The organism is Escherichia sp. MOD1-EC6475 (assembly GCF_003046645.1).
Lineage (GTDB): Bacteria > Pseudomonadota > Gammaproteobacteria > Enterobacterales > Enterobacteriaceae > Escherichia > Escherichia ruysiae.
In genome coordinates this window covers 137,105-157,605 of record NZ_PZKQ01000043.1, presented here as the reverse complement: position 1 = coordinate 157,605, position 20,501 = coordinate 137,105, and the positions used below count along the sequence as shown (strand labels likewise).

Sequence of the window (20,501 nt, the reverse complement as noted above, 5' to 3'; positions counted from 1 at the left end):
ACATGGATTGTATAAAATGGATAAACCAAAGGCGTACTGCCGCCTGCTTCTCCCCTGCTTTCTTTTACTTTCGGCCTGTACAGTTGATATCAGCCAGCCAGACTCATCAGCCGCAGCGGTAGATGCCGAGGCGAAAACATGGGCAGTCAAATTCCAGCATCAAAGCTCTTTCACCGAACGATCAATAAAAGAAATAACCGAACCTGATCTCAAACCCGGCGATTTGCTGTTCTCCTCAAGCCTTGGGGTAACCTCATTTGGTATCCGCGTCTTCAGCACTTCCTCTGTAAGTCACGTTGCAATCTATTTGGGTGAAAATAACGTTGCAGAAGCGACTGGAGATGGCGTCCAGATTGTTCCCCTTAAAAAAGCCATGAGGCATAGCGATAAGCTTTTCGTCTTACGAGTCCCGGACCTTACCCCGCAACAAGCCACAGAAATCACCGCGTTCGCCAATAAAATCAAAAATAGCGGTTACAACTATCGCGGCATTGTCGAGTTCATTCCGTTTATGGTGCCCCGCCAGATGTGCTCACTAAATCCTTTCTCCGAAGATTTTCGCCAACAGTGCGTCAGCGGCCTGGCGAAAGCGCAGTTAAGCGGTGTGGGAGAAGGAGACAAAAAGTCGTGGTTTTGTTCGGAGTTTGTCACTGATGCATTTGCCAAAGCCGGGCATCCGCTTACGCTGGCGCAGTCGGGCTGGATTAGCCCTGCCGATCTAATGCATATGCGTGCTGGTGATGTCTCTGCGTTTAAGCCAGAAACACAGTTACAGTATATTGGGCACCTGAAGCCAGGAATTTATATCAAAGCGGGTCGCTTTGTTGGGCTGACTCGGTGATAAAAGCCAGCCTCGTGCACAAAATGCCGGATGCGGCGTGAACGCCTTATCCGGCCTACAAAATCGTGCTAATTCAAAATGTTGTACTATATGTAATAGGCCTGATAAGCGCAGCGCATCAGGCAATTTTGCGTTTGTTTCTGCCTCAAGCAGGTTTACTGACTCAAACTACTGCAATCCTTGTTCGGGTAAAATTTACCCGCCGTATCGGGCGCTAATACTTTGGTCGGCGCACCGGTATCCGGGTTAGCCTCAAGCGTAAAGTGACCTTCTACAGACAGTAACACGGATTTTTCACTGTTACCGCGCGCAGCCAGGTAGCCCCGTTCCAGCTCTGCGTTATTCGCCACCATGAAACGTTTTCCGGTCGCGCAATCAGTAAAGGTCGCCGCATCAGCCATATAAAAATACATGCCACGCAGAGTCATCGGTGTCATGGGGAGGCTGGACTTTGCAGGTTCCAGCGTGTAGTTGAACTGCGATTCAATCGGATTACCTTCACGATCGAGCATCTCCAGCGCATCCCCTTTCGCCCGATAATATGACTTTTCACCTTTGCTGTCGGTTAATACCAGCTTGTCAGCGGTTCGCGCCCATGTACCGTAGGAAGCGAAAGAGGAAGGCTCTTCACGCGCCCCCAGATAACGTTCATTCATCACCCATGTTCCGTCTTTTTCGAGGAACAGAGAGGTTTCGATTCCTTCGCAATCGGCACACGGCAGCACGCCGCGCCAACTTTGCGGCATCGGTTTCAGTTCGGCAGCCTGCGCCGGGGAAAGCGTATCGACTTCGGCCCGATTATTACATCCCATTAGAGTAAAGAGGCTAATTACAGCCATCGCCGTCACTATCGCTTTTTTCACCATCCATTCCTTACTTTTTATTCCCGACCGCTGCGCACTTTGCCGCGCAACGCCTTCACGCTTGATTTTTGTGATTTCGATACCAGCCTGCGCTCTTTCGATGCACGGGTGGGGCGTGTGGGTCGCCGGGCTTTTTGTTCTGTTGTTAAATCTTTAATCACAGCCACCAGCCGGGCCAGCGCCACTTCACGGTTTAGCTCCTGGCTGCGGTATTCCTGTGCCTTAATGACAATCACTCCATCACTGCTGATCAAATGATGGCTGGCGGCGAGCAGGCGCTCTTTATAATACTCTGGCAGGCTGGACGCCCGAATGTCAAAACGCAGATGAATAGCCGTTGAGGTCTTATTAACATGCTGCCCGCCCGCACCCTGCGCACGAATGGCGGTGATCTCAAGCTCACCATCGGGGATAGCGACATGTCGGGAAATCACAATCATGAAGGTTGTTGCCAGGCGGTTAAGTTCACTTCCAGATTATTCTTATCATCCGATAACCAGATAACACCATCCTGAATCGTTGCCTGCAGCGTCATGGTACGATCGGCAAAGGCGCTCACTTTTGCCAGTTGCTCGTCGTCCAGATACCAGACGGAAAGATTGGCAAACTGCGCGCATTTGCTCTGATTTTGCTGCCACCAGATTTGCGCGGCCCGACTATTATAGGCAAACAGCGCCACTTCTGCGGCCTGGGTGCAGGCTTTCTTAACCCGCCGCTCATCCGGCAGCCCCAGCTCAATCCACAAATCAATGCCCAAATGATCGTTACGCAGCCACGCTTCCGGCTCATCATCGGCACACAAACCACGGGTAAATTGCAGACGTTCATCGGCATATTTTAGCCATGCCAGCAAGCGCAGCATCATGCGCTCCTGGGTTTCTGAAGGATGGCGCGCCAGCGTCAGAGAGGCATCGAGAAACTGGTTGCGGTCGAGATCGGCCACATTAACCGTCGCTTTATAAATTGTCGCTTTAAGCGCCATAAGAAAACTCCTTTCGAATCAGGAGGCCATTGTAACGGAATACGTGCAGTTGCGGCGCTGATATTGCAGAAATGAGTGTGGTATAGTCACCTTGCGAAACAGAGTTTATCTTCGTAGGCTTAGACTTGCATCCACGGTTAAGTCAGAGTGCTGACAGGAGGGCATGTGGAAAAATATTGTGAGTTAATACGCAAGCGGTACGCGGAAATCGCCAGCGGAGACTTAGGATACGTTCCGGACGCGCTGGGCTGCGTTTTGAAAGTGCTGAATGAAATGGCTGCCGACGACGCCCTTTCAGAGGCTGTCAGGGAAAAAGCAGCATACGCTGCGGCAAACTTACTGGTGAGCGATTATGTCAATGAATGATACGTATCAACCAATCAATTGTGATGATTACGATAATCTTGAGCTCGCCTGCCAGCATCATTTAATGCTGACACTTGAGATGAAAGATGGTGAAAAATTGCAGGGGAAGGCCAGCGATTTAGTCTCCCGCAAAAATGTGGAGTATCTGGTCGTCGAAGCCGCTGGCGAAACCCGCGAGCTACGTCTGGATAAAATTACCAGCTTTAGCCACCCGGAAATCGGTACGGTGGTGGTGAGCGAGTCCTGATTCACTTTTGCCGGATGCGACGCTTGATACGTCTTATCCGGCTTTCACTTACTAAGCGTTTCTCTGCCAGACAAAACTTACGCCATTCTCACCTTCAGCCACACCGTCTTGCGTCACAAAAACCTCCGCCGCCGCAATCAGCGTTTCGCCATAAAACAGCAACGGCGTAGTGTCGCGCAACCACGGCGGCACGCCCAGTTCCTGCCAGATTTTCTTTAACTTACGCCCACCGTTGCGCCCGACAATATGCAGCAATCCCGACGCTTTAAAACGCACGCTGACCGCTTCGTCTGCACGCGGAGGGCGAATATCTCCACCCGCAATAAGTTGCACACTTCCCAGACTTGCCGGTAATTCCAGCGGCTGTTGCCACGCCTGCCACGGCACAACCGTTTCGCTTTGTCCGGCAACGGATTTAATCCACCACAATTGCGACTGATAGCGACGTATTTCAAACGCACCAAATCGCAAGCAAGGAGAAGCATCTTCCCGCGCCAGCGCCACTTCTTGCCAGATGCGCACCATCGCATCTCGGGAAGGCATCGGAGCATTCTGCCCAGCCAGCCAGCGGCGGATAATCGCCGCGCGACGGGCATCGCTCATCGTCATCATTGGCGCAATCTGCAGCGTACCCTGCGGCGTTTGACAGTGCGCTAAATCATCCGCCAGCAGTTCATCTAACAGGCTCTCTTGTTCAGCGCAAAGTGCGGCGCTGCGAGCCGTTGCTTCGGTAAAATGCGGCCAACGCTGCTGCAATAACGGCACTACGCGCAGGCGCAGGAAATTACGATCGTAGGAATCATCCTGATTACTTTCGTCTTCAATCCAGCGTAAATCATGCTCACGCGCCCACAGCTCCAGTTCTCCCCGCGTGCGGGCGAGCAACGGGCGGATAAGCCGCGTTCCGGCAAAATCGGAGACTTCCCCCATAGCAGAAAGCCCGGCAGGGCCGCTACCGCGTTTTAGCGCCAGCAGAAAGGTTTCACATTGATCGTCAAGATGCTGCGCGGTAACCAGCACTTCGCCAGGTAACAAGGTACGAGCAAATGCCTGATAACGCGCCTGCCGTGCCTGGGCCTCAATACCTAGCCCCTCTTGCGCAAGTTGTACGCGCTCAACCACCAGCGGCACCTGCCAATGCTGGCAGATGTCCTCGCAATGCGTAACCCAGGCATCGGCATTGGCACTTAAACCGTGATGCACATGGATAGCGCGCAGAGTAACGTCCGGATTTTCCACCCGCCACTGCACCAGCTGATGCAGCAGAACGGTGGAGTCAAGCCCGCCGCTAAAGGCCACCAGAATCTGGCGTGAGGTGAGAAGTTGTCTATTCAGCGTGAGTGTCATGATGGTGCGATTTTACAGTAGCAATGCCCGGCACGTTACCGGGCAAATGCTGCGATGACAAGCCTTACTGCTCATACAGTTCCAGCGGCAGCCCGTCAGGATCGTTAAAGAACGTGAAGCGTCTTTGCGTGTATGGATCGACACGGATGGCTTCACACTTCACGTTATGGCTTTGCAAGTGCACCACTGCCGCATCGATATCATCAACGCTAAACGCCAGATGCCGCAGGCCGCAGGCTTCCGGTCGGCTGGGGCGCTCCGGCGGGAACGGAAATGAGAAAAGTTCAATCACATATTGTCCGTTAAGCGCCAAATCTCCTTTCCACGAATCGCGCTCTTCACGATAGACTTCACTTTGCAGCGTGAAGCCGAGAATATCGCAGTAGAAAGCTTTGCTCACCGCATAATCCGTCGCAATAATCGCAATATGGTGAACCTGTTTTAAACCCAACATAGAATCTCCTGCATTGATATGATACGCACGTGCATCGCGATATATTGATAATACGCATAAATTGCAGGAAAGATGAATCAGACATTTACACTGACTTTAAAACAACATCTCAAACGCCTGTAATAGCGGTTGAGATGCGGTTTGGTGAAGCGTTTTACGGGAGATTACTCTGCGCTATTCTTGCTAACACTCTCAGCAATGCGGCGCAAATATTCGTTATTCTTAAACGCTATCATAATTAATTCGAAAGTCATACGACAGCTTATAAGACCAATGACGGTATAAGCTAACCCTAAGAGAAAGTTTCCGCTAAATATGGAGAAGACACCGCCTATCAGTGTCAGCACCATAGCCAGCCAGTAAAAAAACACCAGTACACGCGGCATAAGAAGACGATCAAATCCTAAAATTGCTTTCATATTTTATCCTTAAAAATTCTATGAGCCTGATAAATTTATATTATTTTTAACTACTGTGTATATTGGTATATGCCTCCGAAATCGGAGTTATCAACATGAGTTCAAGAGTTTTTGGGATGAGGGAAATGAAAGTAAGATTATCTAAATGTATTTATAATATGACTAAATAAACCACATACAAAAAAGGTCACCGAAGTGACCCTTTTCAGAACATTTGCTGATTACGCGTAGCCGTAGCTCATCAGGCGCTGATAACGACGATTTTTTAAATCTTCAGTGCTTAACACGTCGAGATCGGCCAGATCCGCCAGCAGTTGCGCTTTCAAAGACGCCGCCATCGCTTCCGGGTTACGGTGAGCGCCGCCCAGCGGTTCCGGGATGATGGAGTCGATCAATTTCAGTTCTTTCAGACGCGGAGCGATGATGCCCATCGCTTCAGCCGCCAGTGGCGCTTTATCGGCGCTCTTCCACAGAATGGACGCACAACCTTCCGGCGAGATAACAGAATAGGTGCTGTATTGCAGCATATTCACTTTATCGCCCACGCCAATCGCCAGCGCGCCACCAGAACCACCTTCACCAATAACGGTACAAATAGTCGGTACGCTCAGGCGAGACATTTCACGCAGGTTACGCGCGATGGCTTCAGACTGACCACGCTCTTCTGCGCCCACGCCTGGATATGCCCCCGGTGTGTCGATAAAGGTGATGATTGGCATCTTAAAGCGTTCAGCCATTTGCATCAGACGCAGTGCTTTGCGGTAACCTTCTGGCGCTGGCATACCAAAGTTACGGCGAATTTTCTCTTTGGTTTCACGACCTTTCTGGTGACCAATAATCATCACCGGACGACCATCGAGACGGGCGATACCACCAACGATAGCTTTGTCATCTGCATACGCGCGGTCACCTGCCAGTTCGTCAAATTCATCAAATGCCAGGCGAACGTAATCCAGGGTATAAGGACGCTGTGGATGGCGAGCCAGTTGCGCAATTTGCCATGCACCGAGATCGGCGAAGATTTTACGCGTCAGTTCTACGCTTTTTTCACGCAGACGATGCACTTCTTCATCGATGTTAATATCCAGTTTCTCATCCTGGCGGCTAACCGCAGTCAGAGAATCGATTTTCGCTTCCAGCTCTGCAATCGGCTGTTCAAAATCAAGGAAATTCAGACTCATAGTATTCCTGTATTAGTCAAACTCCAGTTCCACCTGCTCCGAACCAATGAGGCCACGGAGATCGTTTAATAAACGATCGCTCGGAGAGACACGCCACGTCGCGCCAAAACGCAACCGCGCACGTGCATCCGCCCTCTGATAGTAGAGATGTACTGGAATTGTCCCAGAGCGGTGGGGTTCCAGAGACTGACGGAGTCGGTTTAAAAGCTGGTCATCAATTTGCCTGTCCGTCAGCGAGATAGCAAGCCCGCGAGCATATTTTTCCCGGGCTTCGTCAATATCCATCACTTCGCGAGCGGTCATTTTAAGCCCACCGCTGAAGTCATCAAAGCTGACCTGTCCGCTGACGATAAGTATGCGGTCTTTTTCCAGCAATTGCTGGTATTTATCCAGGGCGTCAGTAAACAACATGACTTCCAGCCGCCCGGAACGGTCATCCAGCGTGCAGATACCGATACGATTGCCGCGCTTGGTGACCATAACCCGCGCGGCAATAACGAGCCCCGCAGCCGTGGTGACTTTACCACGTTCTGTCGGGTGCATGTCTTTCAGCCTTACGCCTCCGACATAACGCTCAATCTCTTTTAAATACTGGTTGATAGGGTGGCCCGTCAGGTACAGACCTAACGTTTCACGTTCCCCATCTAACACCACCTGTTCCGGCCACGGCTGGCAGCTAGCGTAAGATTGTTCAATTTGCTCCGGCTCTTCCGCCAGTACGCCAAACATATCGGCCTGGCCGATGGCTTCTGCTTTCGCGTGTTGATCTGCCGCTTTTAACGCATCGCCCAGCGAGTTCATCAGCGCCGCGCGGTGTGGCCCCAGACGGTCAAACGCCCCGGACATGATCAGTTTTTCCAGCACGCGACGGTTCAACTTTTTGGTGTCGGTACGGGCACAGAGATCAAACAGTTCGCGAAAGTAGCCGCCTTTATTACGAGCTTCGATGATGGCCTCAATTGGCCCCTCACCTACCCCTTTGATGGCGCCAATACCATACACGATTTCGCCGTCATCGTTGACGTGGAAATGGTAAAGACCGGAGTTTATATCTGGTGGCAGGATTTTCAGCCCCATCCGCCAGCACTCATCCACCAGGCCAACCACCTTCTCGGTATTATCCATATCGGCGGTCATCACCGCCGCCATAAACTCTGCCGGATAGTGCGCTTTCAGCCATAACGTTTGATATGACACCAAAGCATAGGCCGCAGAGTGCGATTTGTTAAATCCGTAACCGGCGAATTTCTCCACCAGGTCGAAGATTTTCATCGCCAGTTCGGCGTTGATCCCGTTCTTTTCTGCACCTTCAGCAAAAACAGAACGCTGCTTAGCCATCTCTTCCGGCTTTTTCTTACCCATCGCACGACGCAACATATCTGCACCGCCGAGGGTATAACCAGAAAGTACTTGGGCAATCTGCATTACCTGTTCCTGATACAGGATAATGCCGTAAGTCGGTTCCAGTACTGGTTTCAGACTTTCATGCTGCCACTGCACGTCCGGATAGGAGATCTCTTCGCGACCATGTTTACGGTCGATAAAGTTATCCACCATCCCTGATTGCAACGGACCGGGGCGGAATAGTGCCACCAGTGCGATCATATCTTCGAAGCAGTCAGGTTGCAGACGCTTGATCAGGTCTTTCATGCCGCGCGATTCAAGCTGGAATACCGCCGTGGTTTCCGAGCGTTGCAGCATGTCAAAACTTTTCTTGTCATCCAGCGGGATCGCAGCGATATCCAGCGGCGGCTCGCCATTCTTCGCCCGCCGCTTGTTGATCATCTCCAGCGCCCAGTTGATGATGGTGAGCGTACGCAAACCGAGGAAGTCGAACTTCACCAGCCCGGCGTATTCAACGTCGCTTTTATCAAACTGCGTGACCGGATGTTTGCCCTCTTCATCGCAATAAAGCGGCGCAAAATCGGTAATTTTGGTCGGCGCGATAACCACCCCACCGGCGTGTTTACCGGCGTTACGGGTGACCCCTTCCAGTTTGCGCGCCATGTCGATCAGCGCCTTAACTTCTTCGTCCGCTTCGTAGATTTCCGGCAGCTGCGGCTCTGCTTCAAACGCTTTCGCCAGCGTCATCCCCGGATCGGGCGGGATCAGTTTCGAGATACGATCGACAAAGCCATACGGATGCCCCAGCACGCGGCCTACGTCGCGGATCACCGCTTTTGCCGCCATCGTACCGAAGGTGATGATCTGCGATACCGCATCGCGACCGTACATGTCCGCCACGTGTTCGATAACCTGGTCGCGTTTCTCCATACAGAAGTCAACGTCGAAGTCAGGCATGGAGACACGTTCCGGGTTAAGGAAACGTTCGAACAGCAGGTCAAATTCCAGCGGATCGAGGTCGGTGATTTTCAGCGCATAAGCCACCAGAGAACCCGCACCGGAGCCACGACCTGGCCCTACCGGTACGCCGTTATCTTTCGACCACTGGATAAATTCCATAACGATGAGGAAGTAGCCCGGGAAGCCCATCTGGTTGATAACCTGAAGTTCAGTCTCCAGACGTTCGTCATATTCCGGGCGACGCTTAAGACGTTCTTCCTCGTCAGGGAATAAAAATGCCAGACGCTCTTCCAGCCCTTCTTTTGCGCGCTTGACCAGATAATCTTCGGTGCTCATGTCCCCGGTCGGGAACTGTGGCAGGAAGTATTCGCCAAGACGCACAGTCACGTTACAACGTTTGGCGATCTCAACGGTGTTGGCAAGGGCTTCGGGGATGTCGGCAAACAGCTCGCACATCTCCTCTTCGCTACGCATATATTGCTGCGGCGAATAGTTACGTGGGCGTTTAGGATCATCGAGGGTAAAGCCGTCGTGGATCGCGACGCGGATTTCGTGCGCGTCAAAGTCGCTGCTGTCGATAAAGCGCACGTCGTTGGTCGCCACGACGGGCAAACCGCGCGCTTCCGCCAGTTCCACCGCCGCGTGCAAATAGCTTTCTTCGTCCGGTCTGCCGGTGCGAATCAGTTCGAGAAAATAGCGATCCGGGAAGTGTTCTTCATAAAACGCGACACACTCATCTACCAGCGCGCTGTTACCACGCAAAAGACTGCGTCCGACGTCGCCCATGCGCCCGCCGGAAAGAAGGATCAACCCTTCGTTTAATTCGATAAGCCAGTCGCGATCGATGATCGGCCCGGCGGCACCGTACCCGCGCTGATACGCTTTTGAGATCAGCAACGTCAGATTCTGATAGCCGGTATTGTTCGCCGCCAGTACCGTCAGGTGGGTTAACTCATCACCCAGCAGGTCGCACTGGACATTAAAATCTGCCCCGACGATAGGCTTAATCCCCGCGCCATGTCCCGCTCCGTAGAACTTCACCAGACCGCAAAGGTTGGTGAAATCGGTGATCGCCAGTGCAGGCATACCCAACGCCGCCGCCTTTTTTACCAGCGGCGCGGTTTTTGCCAGGCCATCGATCATCGAGTAATCGCTGTGCACCCGCAGGTGAACGAAACGTGGTTCAGACATCTTCAGATTCCGGTTTACTTAATCTCGACACAAGAATCAGGACGCAAGTCCCAGTGCGCGTTTGACAGGGCCAAAGCTGCGCCGATGGTGTTCGGTCGCGCCGTGTTCAGCCAGTTTTTCAAGATGAAAAGCTGTTGGATACCCTTTGTGTTGGGCAAAGCCATATTGTGGATAAACGATGTCCAGCGCCGCCATTTCAGCGTCGCGCGTGACTTTCGCCAGAATAGACGCCGCACTGATTTCCGGCACGCGGCTGTCGCCTTTCACCACTGCCATCGAAGGCATCGGTAATTTCGGACAGCGGTTACCATCAATCAACACATATTCCGGGACGATATGCAGCCCCGCAACCGCACGCTGCATCGCCAGCATGGTCGCGTGTAGAATATTCAGTTCGTCGATTTCATGAGGTTCAGCGCGACCCAGACTCCAGCTTAACGCTTTCTCTTTAATCTCTTCATACAACGCCAGACGGCGTTTTTCGCTCAGCTTTTTGGAATCATTCAGCCCGACAATCGGACGCGCCGGGTCGAGGATCACGGCAGCGGTGACAACCGCGCCAACCAACGGCCCGCGCCCGACTTCATCCACACCCGCAACAAGCTGCGTGTGCGGATAAACAAATTCGATCATTGTGCTAACTCCAGAACGGCTTGTGCCGCCTGCTCATCGGCATTGCAGCGGATCTGCTGATGCAGTTCGCGGAAAGTGTCGTGCATTGCGTGGCTGGTTTTACCATCCGCCAACAGCGGTAACAGCGCCGCAGCCAGTTTTTGCGGCTCACACTCTTCCTGCAATAACTCTTTGACTAACTCTCTGCCAGCCAGCAAATTGGGTAGAGAGACATAATCAGTTTTCACCAGTCGCTTCGCCAGCCAGAAGGTGAAAGGCTTCATGCGATACCCAACCACCATCGGGCATTTCGCCAGCATACACTCGAGTGCTGCCGTGCCCGACGCCAGTAACGCCGCATCGCTTGCCACCATCGCCTCACGCCCCAATCCATCTAAGAGATGAACAGCAAGGTCTGGCGCAACTTCAGCTTTGATGCGTTCAAACTGCTCGCGGCGTTTGGCATTCACCAGCGGCACCACAATCTCAAGATCGGGATATGTCTGGCGCAAAAGCTGGGCCGTTTTCAGGAAATCGGCACTAAGCATCTCAACTTCCGCGCCACGACTGCCAGGCAGCAACGCCAGGCAGTGGGCATCGTGAGGGATACCCAACACATCACGGGCGGCGTTTTTATCTGGATCTAACGGCATGGCATCAGCCATGGTGTGACCGATAAAACGGCACGGCACGTTGTATTTGTCATAAAACGCTTTTTCGAAAGGCAGAAATGCGAGCACCAGATCGGTGGCTCTGCCTATTTTGAAAACGCGTTTCTGTCGCCACGCCCACACGGACGGACTGACGTAATGAATGGTTTTGATACCCTGCTTTTTGAGGTTACCTTCGAGGGTAATATTGAAGTCAGGCGCATCAATGCCGACAAAAACATCTGGCTTTAGATCACCAAAACGTTTCGTCAGATCGGCTCGAATATGCAGTAAGCGACGCAAACGACCGAGCACTTCAACAATGCCCATCACCGCCAGCTCTTCCATTTCGTACCAGGCTTCGCAGCCTTCAGCCTGCATCCGAGGCCCGGCAACACCAACAAAGCGGGCGTTGGGCACACGCTCTTTCAGAGCGCGGATTAAACCGGCCCCCAGGATATCGCCGGAGGTTTCTCCGGCGACCAGGGCAATCGTTAATGGACGCTGTTCAGCCATTAACGAATCAGACCGCGCGTTGAGCGTGCAAAGAAATCGGTAAACGCTTTCACTTCCGGATAAGTTTCCGCCAGTTCAGCAATTTCCGGTTTCACTTCATCGAGCGTTTTTCCGCTGCGATAAATCAGCTTATACGCATTGCGGATAGCGGTAATCGCCTCACGGCTAAAACCGCGACGCTTCAGCCCTTCGATATTGACACCGAACGGCGTTGCGTGGTTACCCTGCGCAATAACATAAGGAGGGACGTCCTGCGCCACACCGGAGCAACCGCCAACCATCACGTGCGCACCAATGATGCAGAACTGATGGACTGCGGTCATGCCGCCGATGATCGCGAAGTCATCTACCGATACGTGCCCCGCCAGCGTTGCGTTGTTGGCGAGAATACAGCGGTTACCTACCGTACAATCGTGCGCAATGTGAGCATTGATCATCAGTAAGTTGTCGCTGCCCACCTTCGTCAATCCACCGCCCTGGACTGTGCCACGATGAATGGTGACGCTTTCGCGAATGCGGTTACGATCGCCGATTTCCACACGGGTCGGTTCGCCAGCATATTTCAGATCCTGGTTAACTTCGCCGATGGAGGCGAACTGATAAATCTCATTGTCGCGACCAATTTTAGTATGGCCATTCACGACAACGTGAGATTTCAGTACGGTACCCTCACCAATTTCGACATGGGGTCCAACGATACAAAAAGGACCAATGTGAGCATTGGCGCCAATCGACGCGCCCTCTTCCACAATGGCGGTTGGATGCACAAAGGCGGATTTATCAATCACGTATCAGGCCTCCCGGCTACGAGCACACATCATCGTTGCTTCGCAAACTACTTTACCGTCGACCAGAGCAACCCCTTTAAAACGGGTCAGGCCACGGCGCGTTTTTTCGAAAGTGACTTCCATGATCATTTGATCGCCTGGCACGACCGGGCGCTTAAAGCGCGCTTCGTCAATACCGGCGAAGTAGTACAGCTCACCCGGTTCCAGTTTTCCTACGCTTTTAAACGCCAGAATACCTGTTGCCTGTGCCATTGCTTCCAGAATCAGCACACCCGGGAAAATCGGTTTTCCAGGGAAATGGCCCTGGAAGAATGGCTCATTGACAGAGACATTTTTTACTGCGCGCAGAAAACGACCTTCTTCAAAATCCAGCACGCGATCCACCAGTAAGAACGGGAAACGGTGTGGCAGAAGTTCTAAAATCTCTTCAATCTGCAGAGTATGAGTGTTAGTAGTCAAGATACTCTTCCTGTCAAAATATAAGAAACGACAATAATAACACGGCCTGCCGCAATCGTAAGAATGAGACAGGCCGTAAAGTTTGGCGAACAAAAGATGGAACGTTAGTCTTGTTGATTAACCTTGCGCTCAAGCGATTTCAGACGCTTGCTCATATCATCAATGTTCATCACCAGTGCAGCGGTTTTGCGCCAGACTTTGTTGGGTTGCAGCGGAATGCCTGAGGAATAGACGCCAGGTTCAGTGATAGGACGCATCACCATACCCATGCCCGTAACCGTCACTTTATCGCATATTTCCATATGCCCGTTGATTACGCTGGCACCGCCGATCATGCAGTAACGACCAATTTTCAGGCTGCCCGCCATAATGACGCCACCGGCAACCGCCGTATTGTCGCCAATCACAACGTTATGTGCAATCTGGCACTGGTTATCAATGATCACGCCATTACCGATAATGGTGTCATCCAGAGCACCACGATCGATGGTAGTACAGGCGCCGATCTCCACGCGATCGCCAATAATCACGCGACCAATCTGAGGGATCTTCACCCAGTTACCACGATCGTTGGCATAGCCAAAACCGTCCGCGCCTACCACCGTTCCGGATTGGATCAGGCAATTCTGACCGATCTGGATCTCATGGTAAATGGTTACGTTCGCCCAAAGGCGCGAACCTGCGCCGATTTTGCTGTTTTTACCAACGAAGCAACCGGCACCAATAATCACGTTATCGCCCAGCTCAACACCGGACTCAATCACCGCGTTCGCGCCAATCGAAACGTTGTTACCCAGCTTCGCCGTCGCGTCGATCACTGCACTGGGTGCAATGTCCTGCGCGGGCTGCGGCGTGGTATCTAAAATTTGCGCCATGCGCGCGTAAGTCAGGTAGGGATTCTTCACTACCAGCGCGGCACTTTTCGCGAAAGGAAGATCGTCCTGGGTCATGACAACCGCAGACGCCTGGCACAAGCCTAAATGCTCACGGTATTTTGGGTTAACCATGAACGTGATGTGACCTGTTTGTGCAGATTGCATGGACGCAACGCCGGTGATGACGATATCGCCATCACCGTGTAGTTCTGCATCCAACTGCTGCGCTAAATCAGCCAGTCGAATTGAAGGCATTACTTATTTAACCTGTTTCAGTACGTCGGCAGTGATGTCTTTTACATCGCTGCTGTTGTAAGCAACGGCGTTTGCATCAACAACCAGATCGATATCCTGGCTGTTGGCAACGGATTTCACAGCAGTCTGGATACGAGTAACCAGTTTGCCGCGTTCTTCGTTGGAACGACGTGCGCGATCCTGCTCAAAAGCCTGCGCTTTCTGAGCAAAAGTCTGGCGCTGAGCCATCACGTCTTTTTCCAGCTTAGTACGATCGCTACCGGCTTTCATAGACTGCAGCTTTTTCATTTTAGCTTGCAGATCGGTTTCCATACGCTGCAGTTCGCTGGCACGGCCTTTGAACTCATTTTCCAGCGTGTTAGAAACACCAGTTTTCTGTGCTACCTGCTGGAACAGGCTGCCCATATTGACGATTGCAATTTTGTCAGCCGCCTGAGCAGAAGTTGCCAGTGCTAAACCGAGACCTGCAGCTAATAACCACTTTTTCACAATAAACTCCTTACCATCCCATTTGCACCGGAGGGTGCAGTTCTTTGCGTGGCCCGGCGATCTTATATTGATCGCCTAAAGTCATCGCTACACTACCACTACATTCCTTTGTGGAGAACACTTACCAGGTTTTACCGATGTTAAACTGGAACTGTTCTGCCTTGTCTCCATCGTACTTTTTGAACGGCTGGGCGTAGGAGAACACCAACGGCCCCAATGGGGACATCCATTGTAATGCGATACCCGCAGACATACGGATATTGCTTGGATCACTATAGTCCGGATATCCAGAATATTGGCTGGAATCCCAGTTTGTATCCCAAACGGTGCCCATATCCCAGAAGAAGGAAGTACGAACCGAGTTAGCATACTTGTCGCTAATGAACGGCGTCGGGGTGATGAGTTCGAGGCTGGCAACCGCCATGGCGTTACCACCTACAGCATCATCCGATTTACACAGGTCTTTCGCTCCGTCCTGAGTCGCACATTCGTAATCGTAGTCCGGGTCATAATTACTGGCCTGATGCGGGAAGTAAACTGCTTTCGGACCAATGGTGTTGGACTGGAAGCCACGCACGGTGCTGGAACCACCGGCATAGAAGTTCTCGTAGAACGGCATCTCTTTGCCGCCTAAACCATCACCGTAACCCCAACGAGTACGACCCAGAACAACCCATTTGTGATCGTCATCGATCGGCACATAGGTCGCCGTGTCTAACGTCACTTTGTAGTATTCGTTATCCGATCCCGGAATGGTCACTTTACCCGTCAAGTTGACACGCGAACCATCTGTCGGGAAGTAACCACGGTCAAGCTTGTTATAGGTCCAACCATAGTTGAACGTGAAGTCGTCCGTTTTGAAGCTGTTATCCTGATCAGAGGTGCTCGGATGTTCACCCATAGAGTACAGATAACGCCACATCGCAACCTGCGGCTGCATGTTGGACAGGGAGTTATGTACATAACCCAGACCTGCACGCAACGAGTTATATTCGTTGATCGGGAAGCCCAACGTCACGTCTGTACCATAACTCTTGTTGGTATAGTCGGACAGGTCGGCGTCATCTGCCTGGAAGTCATTATAGAAGAGACGGCCACCGAGGCTTACGCCATCTACGGTGAAGTACGGGTTGGTTACCGACAGTTCAGCATAGGTCTGGTAATCGTTTTTGGTTCCGTTGATACCAACAGCATAACCCGTACCTAACCAGTTATCCTGTTGCACGCCAGCCTGGAAGCTCACGCCACTTTCAGTACCGTAACCAATACCGAAGTTGAAGCTACCGGTGTTACGTTCTTTGACCTTGTAGACCACATCAACCTGATCCGGGCTACCCGGAACACGCTGAGTGTCAGTGTCGACTGTTTCAAAGAAACCCAGACGATTCAGACGCTCTTTACCCTGATCGACCAGATCGCTACCCAGCCATGCCCCTTCCATCTGGCGCATTTCACGGCGCAGAACAGCATCTTTCGACGTGTCGTTACCTTCAAAACGGATCTTACGCACATAGAAACGGTTACCCGCATCAACGTTCACACGTAATTTAACGGTCTTGTCGGCATCGTTAATTTCAGGCATCGACTGTACGCGCGGATAGGCATAACCATAGCGACCGAGAAGCTTTTTAATGTCATCTTCCATTTTGGTCACTTTGGTGCCGTTATACAGCTCGCCCGGCTCGATCTTAGTCAACTGCTCAATTTCAGCGGAGTGCCCGGCAAGGTTGCCGCTCACTTCAACGCCAGAAAGCTTGTACTGATCGCCTTCGGTGATGTTCACCGTGACGTAGATACCTTTTTTATCCGGCGTCAGACTGACCTGGGTCGAGTCGATGTTGAAACGGGCATAACCGCGATCCAGATAGTAACTGCGCAGGGTTTCAAGGTCGCCCGCCAGTTTCTGTTTCTGGTATTTACGATCGCCTACCACGTTCCACCACGGCACTTCGTCACGCAGCTGGAAATGAGAGATCAGTTCGTCGGTGGTGAAAGCATGGTTACCAACAATATTAATTTGCTGGATTTCAGCTGACACACCTTCCTGGAACACCAGTTTTAGGTCAACACGGTTGCGCGGCAGCGGGGTCACGACAGCTTTAACGCTGGCGCTATATTTACCGACGCTGTAGTAGAAGTCTTCCAGACCTTTCTCGATATCGGCAATGGTGGTGCGATCGAGGGATTCGCCCACACGCACACCAGAAGCCTCGAGGTTTTGCTTCAGCATGTCATCTTTCACCGATTTGTTACCGGAGAAAGTAATGCTGGCAATGGTCGGACGTTCTTTTACCTGAACCAGAAGGGTATCACCATCACGAAGGACGCGAACATCCTCAAAGTTGCCGGTAGCAAACAGAGCGCGAATGGTATTACTGATATCTTCATCATTAACCGTGTCGCCTGTGCGCACCGGCATACTGAGGAGGGCCGCACCAACGGCGACACGCTGAAGGCCTTCGAAATGAATATCTTTCACTACGAACCCTTCAGCACCGTATACGGTGGCGCTGCTAAACAGCAGCGACGCTATGAGCAACTTTTTCATCGCCATCGTTATTATGCGTTCTTCCTAACTAACTCTCATAACCGAGAGAAATCATTGAAAAGTGCAAGCCCCATTAACAGCACCAGCAGAATCGAGCCAATGCGATAACAAAAGTCTTGAACCCGCTCGGATACCGGTCCGCCCTTGATCTTTTCGATCGCAAGGAACAGCAGATGCCCCCCGTCAAGTACGGGCAACGGAAACAGGTTAATTATCCCTAAGTTCACGCTAATAAGCGCAAGAAACGGTAGATAATAAACAACCCCGAGTTCCGCTGTCATCCCAGCCCCCTTGGCGATAGAGATCGGCCCACTGAGGTTGTTCAGTTTCACATCACCGGTGATCAATTTTCCCAGCATACTGACCGTCAGCTTCATCAACTGCCACGTTTTGTCCGTGGCTTCGACGATGGCGTTGAACGGCCCATACTGGCGTACAACTTTATACTCATCTGGCAAAGGAATGACTTTCGGCTCAATGCCGACAAAACCAATCGCCTTACCATTGCCCGGTTTGCTCTCCGGGACTAATGTTAAAGACAAGGGACTCCCCTGCCTTTCGATTTCCAACGCTAAGGATTTACCCGGATTATCCCGGACAAGCATCACAAAGGTCACCCATTGCGTTAATGGCTGACCATCGACTTTAACGATCCTGTCGCCTGCTTGCAAACCCGCCTTGTTTGCCGCCGAATTTGGCTGCACATTTTCCACTACAGGTTCAATTTGCGGCCCACGGGGACGAATCCCCAAAGAAGATACTGGATCTTCTTTATCAGGCTCAAACGCCCACTGACGTAAATCGAGCTTTACATCTCGCCGCTGGTCGCTACCAAATGGTGCTACGGTAATGATGGTGCTTTCATCACCAATTTTATCGACCAACTGCAAACGCACGGCATCCCAATCAGGCGTTTCGATACCATCTACGGCTTTTAGTTCCGTTCCTGGTGCAATTTGTGCTTGTGCAGCTATCGAATTGGCTGATATTTCACCAACCACCGGGCGTACGCCAGGCACACCAATGATAAAAACCAGCCAGTAAGCAAAGATAGCAAAAATGAAGTTTGCAACCGGACCTGCGGCAATGATCGCCGCACGTTGGCCAACAGATTTATTATTGAAGGCATGGTGGCGAAGCTCCGGAACAACCGGTTCAGCACGCTCATCCAGCATTTTGACATAACCGCCCAAAGGGATCAGGGCGATGACATATTCGGTGCCTAGCTTATCAGTTCGGCGCCAGAGCGCCTTACCAAAACCTATAGAGAAACGCTCAACGCGAACACCGCAACGCCGGGCAACCCAGAAATGACCAAATTCATGCACGGTGATAAGTACACCCAATGCAACGATGAACGAAGCCAAATCCCAGAGAAAACTCAGCATAATACCTTCCGTTAAAGCGTCCTGAATACCAGCAACAGCAGGCAAGCAAAGACCGGTACAGCAGCCGTCAGGCTATCAATACGATCCAAAATACCGCCATGTCCTGGAATTAAATGACCGCTGTCCTTAATTCCTGCTTCACGCTTAAACATGCTCTCGGTCAGATCGCCGAGCACTGAGGCTAACGCTGCGACAATAGAGCAAATGAGTAAGGTGACGGGTGCAACGTCCAGATTCGCCCACATGCCATAACCCCATGAGATTACCGCTGCGGTCGCGAGTCCGCCAATAAAGCCTTGCCAGGTTTTACCCGGAGAAACCTTCGGTGCCAGCTTATGTTTGCCAAACAATTTGCCAAACATATATGCGCCAGAGTCAGCGCCCCAGACCAGGATCATGACATAGAGCAGCCATATCGCGCCACTGTAATGATTCTCGTCATAGTGCCAGGCTCGTAACGCCAACATGCCCCAAAAGAAGGGAACAATAGTTAGCACGCCAAAGATAATGCGCAATGTTTTGGACTTACGCCATATTGTCGCGGAACCGGGATAGAATAACACCAGCAATAACGCGACAACCCACCAGCCAAGCGAAGCCCAAAGTGAGACCTCAACCAGTGGTTGATGGATATTTCGGTGATATTCCGGCAACAGAAAAAGCATCAGCGCCAACAATAACCCGCACAGCACCGCCAGCCATACCCGCTGCGAGCGAGAGGTAAAACCGCTAAGCTGTCCCCATTCCCACGCTGCCAGCATACAGACTACCAGCGTAACAATAGCGAACCCCACCGGCGGCAATAAAAATAGCGCCGCGATGACGACAGGTATTAAAACAAAAGCAGATATCAGGCGATACTTCAGCAAAAGCGACCCCCATCAGGCTGTTTCATCACCGGGCTCGGTGCCGCCGAAACGACGCTCTCGATTAGCAAAGGCATTTAGTGCCCCTTCAAAGTCTTGTTCATCGAAATCGGGCCAGAGAACATCTGTAAAGTAAAGTTCGGCATAGGCAATTTGCCAAAGCAAAAAGTTACTAATGCGATGCTCCCCCCCAGTCCTAATTACTAAATCTACAGGGGCCAGTTCATGCATACAGACATGCTGGTTTAGCATCTCTTCATCTATCTGATCCGGTTGCAGGTTTCCTTGCTGCACCTTTTCAGCCAGTTGCCTGACGCCCTGGACTATATCCCAACGTCCACCGTAGTTCGCCGCAATATTCAACGTCAGACCGGTATTCCCGGCAGTTAACGCTTCAGATTTACGAATACGTTCTTGCAAACGCGAGTTAAAACGACTGGTATCGCCAATAATACGCAGACGCACGTTATGTCGGTGCAGGCTTTTTACTTCGCTATCGAGCGCCCACACAAACAGTTCCATTAACGCACTGACTTCCTGCGCTGGTCGGTTCCAGTTTTCACTACTAAAGGCATACAGCGTTAACGCCTCAATACCGTTGTTGGCCGCAAAAGAGACCGCCCGGCGGACCGATTTAGCCCCGGCTTTATGCCCAAAGGCACGAATCTTCCCTTGCTTTTTTGCCCAGCGCCCGTTGCCATCCATAATGATCGCGACATGGCGACAGCCATGAACTGGCAATTTTTCGCTAAGTGGTTGAGTAGCAGACAACATCACGCGTTTCTTATTCCCTGACAGGGTTTACGGTACTCAGGAATACTGAAGCCTATACAAAAAAAAGCCGTGTAAAACCACGGCAT

The 20,501-nt window shown here is 51.7% G+C and carries 21 protein-coding genes; 3 read left to right on the top strand and 18 right to left on the bottom strand.

Annotated elements, in window-relative coordinates:
• The first annotated feature begins 16 nt into the window (after nt 1–16).
• Nucleotides 17–841 carry a YaeF family permuted papain-like enzyme gene (locus A7589_RS14690; protein WP_000360452.1) on the top strand — a complete coding sequence of 275 codons (825 nt, stop codon included), beginning with the start codon at nt 17–19 and terminating at the stop codon, nt 839–841.
• 155 nt (nt 842–996) lie between these two features.
• On the opposite strand, the gene nlpE is transcribed toward A7589_RS14690, so the two are convergent.
• Genes nlpE through A7589_RS14675 form a run of 3 tightly spaced genes read right to left on the bottom strand, consistent with a single transcriptional unit; the run spans nt 997 to nt 2,686 of the window.
• On the bottom strand, nt 997–1,707 hold the full coding sequence (gene nlpE, locus A7589_RS14685; protein WP_000239166.1) for an envelope stress response activation lipoprotein NlpE: 711 nt from the start codon (nt 1,705–1,707) through the stop codon (nt 997–999).
• A 14-nt stretch (nt 1,708–1,721) separates the two neighbouring features.
• Nucleotides 1,722–2,144 (bottom strand): alternative ribosome rescue aminoacyl-tRNA hydrolase ArfB, encoded by a 423-nt coding sequence (gene arfB, locus A7589_RS14680; protein WP_000635554.1) that lies wholly within the window; start codon nt 2,142–2,144, stop codon nt 1,722–1,724.
• Complete coding sequence (locus A7589_RS14675) at nt 2,141–2,686, bottom strand: YaeQ family protein (protein WP_001185297.1); 546 nt, start codon at nt 2,684–2,686, stop codon at nt 2,141–2,143. Before A7589_RS14675 ends, arfB begins: the two co-directional genes overlap by 4 nt.
• Before the next feature lie 165 nt (nt 2,687–2,851).
• Here A7589_RS14675 and A7589_RS14670 point away from each other — a divergent pair, with 165 nt between their 5' ends.
• Complete coding sequence (locus tag A7589_RS14670) at nt 2,852–3,052, top strand: YaeP family protein (RefSeq protein ID WP_000417058.1); 201 nt, start codon at nt 2,852–2,854, stop codon at nt 3,050–3,052.
• On the top strand, nt 3,039–3,299 hold the full coding sequence (gene rof / locus A7589_RS14665) for a Rho-binding antiterminator (RefSeq protein WP_000062320.1): 261 nt from the start codon (nt 3,039–3,041) through the stop codon (nt 3,297–3,299). Before A7589_RS14670 ends, rof begins: the two co-directional genes overlap by 14 nt.
• Nucleotides 3,300–3,350: 51 nt before the next feature.
• On the opposite strand, the gene tilS is transcribed toward rof, so the two are convergent.
• From tilS to ispU, 15 genes are all read right to left on the bottom strand, one after another.
• Nucleotides 3,351–4,646 (bottom strand): tRNA lysidine(34) synthetase TilS, encoded by a 1,296-nt coding sequence (gene tilS, locus A7589_RS14660; RefSeq protein WP_000176587.1) that lies wholly within the window; start codon nt 4,644–4,646, stop codon nt 3,351–3,353.
• A gap of 64 nt (nt 4,647–4,710) precedes the next feature.
• Nucleotides 4,711–5,100, bottom strand: a complete 390-nt coding sequence (locus A7589_RS14655; protein WP_000901104.1) for a VOC family protein — start codon at nt 5,098–5,100, stop codon at nt 4,711–4,713.
• Between the two features lie 164 nt (nt 5,101–5,264).
• Nucleotides 5,265–5,519: a DUF4282 domain-containing protein gene (locus A7589_RS14650; RefSeq protein WP_000644313.1), complete on the bottom strand. Its 255-nt coding sequence runs from the start codon at nt 5,517–5,519 to the stop codon at nt 5,265–5,267.
• 221 nt (nt 5,520–5,740) lie between these two features.
• Nucleotides 5,741–6,700, bottom strand: coding sequence for an acetyl-CoA carboxylase carboxyl transferase subunit alpha (gene accA / locus A7589_RS14645; protein ID WP_000055746.1), 960 nt, complete (start codon nt 6,698–6,700; stop codon nt 5,741–5,743).
• A gap of 12 nt (nt 6,701–6,712) precedes the next feature.
• On the bottom strand, nt 6,713–10,195 hold the full coding sequence (gene dnaE, locus A7589_RS14640; protein WP_105282597.1) for a DNA polymerase III subunit alpha: 3,483 nt from the start codon (nt 10,193–10,195) through the stop codon (nt 6,713–6,715).
• A 36-nt stretch (nt 10,196–10,231) separates the two neighbouring features.
• A complete protein-coding gene (rnhB, locus tag A7589_RS14635) occupies nt 10,232–10,828 on the bottom strand; it encodes a ribonuclease HII (RefSeq protein ID WP_000569438.1) in 597 nt (198 codons plus the stop codon).
• Nucleotides 10,825–11,973 (bottom strand): lipid-A-disaccharide synthase, encoded by a 1,149-nt coding sequence (lpxB, locus tag A7589_RS14630; protein ID WP_000840592.1) that lies wholly within the window; start codon nt 11,971–11,973, stop codon nt 10,825–10,827. The genes rnhB and lpxB overlap by 4 nt, the downstream gene beginning before the upstream one ends.
• Entirely contained in the window at nt 11,973–12,761 is a 789-nt protein-coding gene (gene lpxA / locus A7589_RS14625) for an acyl-ACP--UDP-N-acetylglucosamine O-acyltransferase (protein WP_000565966.1), read from the bottom strand. Before lpxA ends, lpxB begins: the two co-directional genes overlap by 1 nt.
• A 3-nt stretch (nt 12,762–12,764) precedes the next feature.
• Nucleotides 12,765–13,220 (bottom strand): 3-hydroxyacyl-ACP dehydratase FabZ, encoded by a 456-nt coding sequence (gene fabZ, locus A7589_RS14620; RefSeq protein WP_000210739.1) that lies wholly within the window; start codon nt 13,218–13,220, stop codon nt 12,765–12,767.
• A 104-nt stretch (nt 13,221–13,324) separates the two neighbouring features.
• On the bottom strand, nt 13,325–14,350 hold the full coding sequence (gene lpxD, locus A7589_RS14615) for a UDP-3-O-(3-hydroxymyristoyl)glucosamine N-acyltransferase (RefSeq protein ID WP_001139274.1): 1,026 nt from the start codon (nt 14,348–14,350) through the stop codon (nt 13,325–13,327).
• Nucleotides 14,351–14,353: 3 nt separating this feature from the next.
• Entirely contained in the window at nt 14,354–14,839 is a 486-nt protein-coding gene (gene skp / locus A7589_RS14610) for a molecular chaperone Skp (protein WP_000758956.1), read from the bottom strand.
• Nucleotides 14,840–14,960: 121 nt separating this feature from the next.
• Complete coding sequence (gene bamA / locus A7589_RS14605) at nt 14,961–17,393, bottom strand: outer membrane protein assembly factor BamA (protein ID WP_001240898.1); 2,433 nt, start codon at nt 17,391–17,393, stop codon at nt 14,961–14,963.
• A gap of 29 nt (nt 17,394–17,422) precedes the next feature.
• The gene (gene rseP, locus A7589_RS14600; RefSeq protein ID WP_000948225.1) at nt 17,423–18,775 is read right to left on the bottom strand and encodes a sigma E protease regulator RseP; all 1,353 of its coding nucleotides are present in this window, start codon (nt 18,773–18,775) and stop codon (nt 17,423–17,425) included.
• A gap of 11 nt (nt 18,776–18,786) precedes the next feature.
• Nucleotides 18,787–19,644 carry a phosphatidate cytidylyltransferase gene (gene cdsA / locus A7589_RS14595; protein WP_000922433.1) on the bottom strand — a complete coding sequence of 286 codons (858 nt, stop codon included), beginning with the start codon at nt 19,642–19,644 and terminating at the stop codon, nt 18,787–18,789.
• A 12-nt stretch (nt 19,645–19,656) separates the two neighbouring features.
• Nucleotides 19,657–20,415: a (2E,6E)-farnesyl-diphosphate-specific ditrans,polycis-undecaprenyl-diphosphate synthase gene (gene ispU / locus A7589_RS14590; RefSeq protein ID WP_001517776.1), complete on the bottom strand. Its 759-nt coding sequence runs from the start codon at nt 20,413–20,415 to the stop codon at nt 19,657–19,659.
• Between the last annotated feature and the right edge of the window lie 86 nt (nt 20,416–20,501).